We start from the raw sequence: 2,056 nt of genomic DNA, 5'->3' as shown, positions 1-2,056 counted from the left end.
CGCCAACCAGGACTATGAATCAGCCCTGCCCGCCGCACACCGGCCTGCCCGCGCCCATCGGGTACGCCACGGTCTAGTATTCCCCGGAGAATCAGGCTGCCCCGGCATTACCGTGCATCCTGGTCTCCGCAGCAGCAGAATTCATACCGGCCGGATAATCTCACTGTCCGGCCGGTATGGACATCCCATCAGTGAATTCGGTTGACGGATAAAGAGCGGGTCGGACTATGAACGAGGCCGGTATCGGCAGGTACAACAGTAATCCGGTGCCGGGGGGCGGTCCTGTGCCAGGCGGAACACCGCCCTTTGACGACATCCCCCAGCAGCCGGAGAACCCGCCCCCTCCCCGGGCCGCAGACAACGGACACGGCGGGACTCATCCGGCACAGACCGGCTGGAGACGCTATCTCGTCGCCTCCAGCCCCGCCGGGCTGCTCCCCCCGGGAAGCAGCCCCGTGGAGCCGGCTGCCCTGTTCAGGCTGCTGGAAAAAGATCCCGACATCCGCCAGATCACGCACATCCGCACCCCTCGCAGTGTCCGTGGTGACACCACTTCGGGACCGCCCCTGACATGCCCTGTCGTTGCCGTGGCCGAGATGCCCGACGAACGTGCACGTGCGCTGGCCACAGACCCCCACACACTCGTCGAACCGGACCAGCCCCTCTCCTACCCCCCGACGCCCCTCAGCAGCATCGTCGTCCCCCCTCTGTCTCCGGCCCTTGACATCTCCCTCGAGAACCCCGCGCGCGTCCACGTTCTCGTCAAGGGACAGAACGGCGCCACCCTGCCCGGGACCCGGGTATGGGCCATCGGCTCCGCCTCGACCGCCAGCTCCATCACCGACGCCACGGGATGGGCCACACTCGTCCTCCCCTTCGACACCCCCGCAACGCTCCGGGCCCTGTGCGCACGGCCTGCCGGCGGATACTGGCCCGCACGCATCGACCGCCCCTACCTGCCCGGCACCCCCGACGACCGCACCACCATCGAGTGCGTCCCCCTCGGCGAGACACTCCACGGGTTCCCCGAACAGCCCGTCACCGGCTGGGGAAAACGCAGCATGCGCCTGGACCAGATCCCCCCCTCCTACCAGGGACAGGGAACGAAAATCGCCCTCCTGGACTCCGGCATCAACGCTGCCCACCCCGACCTCGAGAGCGCTGTCCGCCACGGACACGACTTCATCTCACCGGCAGCCGACGGCTCCTGGCAGTCCGACTCCACCGGACACGGGACCTGGTGCGCCGGCATCATCGCAGCCGCAGACAACCACAACGGCATCACCGGCATCGCCCCCGGGGCCGAGCTCCACTCCCTGCGCATCTTCCCCAACGGGCGCATCAGCACACTCCTCCAGGCCCTCAACTACTGCATCCACCACGGCATCGACCTGGCCCAGATCAGCCTCACCTGCCCCCTGCCCTCCCGGCTCCTCGCCTGGAAAATCCTCGATGCACACACAGCAGGCATCACCGTCGTGGCACCGGCCAGCCCCACCAGCTCTCCCGTGGAATTCCCCGCCCGGCTGCCCACCGTCCTGGCCGTGGGCGCCATCACCCCACAGCCCAACGGCACAGGCACCGACCTCGTCACCGGCCAGCCCTCTCCCCCCATCACAGCACAGCCCCGCCAGGCCGCCCCCAGCATCGACTTCCTCGCCCCCGGCGCCACCATCCTCACCACCAGCACCACCACCACCCACACCAGCACCGCCTACACCGCCGCAGACGGCGCCGGCCTCGCCGCCTCACACATCACCGGCCTCGCCGCCCTCCTCCTCGCCCACCACCACCAGCTCAGCACACTCCCCCCCACCACCGACCGCGTCACCCACCTGCGCAGCCTGCTCCACGCAGCCTGCCACCCCGCACACACCCCACACACCGCCTCCGTCCCCGACGCCCCCACCGCCCTCGGCCTCCCCACCCCCACCGACTGGCACCCAAAACACACCCCACTACACCAATACTGAACCGCGGGAGGGTGGACTCAACCGGTCAGGGTGTGTCAATTTAACGGCTGATCCGTCCAGTTCGGATTTACTTGTCGGCGGCG

Annotated in this window: 1 protein-coding gene; it reads left to right on the top strand. The window is 68.5% G+C overall.

Features of this window, described 5'->3' with window-relative positions; all coding sequences use genetic code 11:
• Positions 1-596 precede the first annotated feature (596 nt).
• The gene (locus ACLHRZ_RS37080; protein ID WP_490422985.1) at positions 597-1,973 is read left to right on the top strand and encodes a S8 family serine peptidase; all 1,377 of its coding nucleotides are present in this window, start codon (positions 597-599) and stop codon (positions 1,971-1,973) included.
• The last annotated feature ends 83 nt before the right edge of the window (positions 1,974-2,056 follow it).

The organism is Streptomyces sp. AM25 (assembly GCF_058146165.1).
This window is presented reverse-complemented; position numbering and strand designations above follow the sequence as displayed.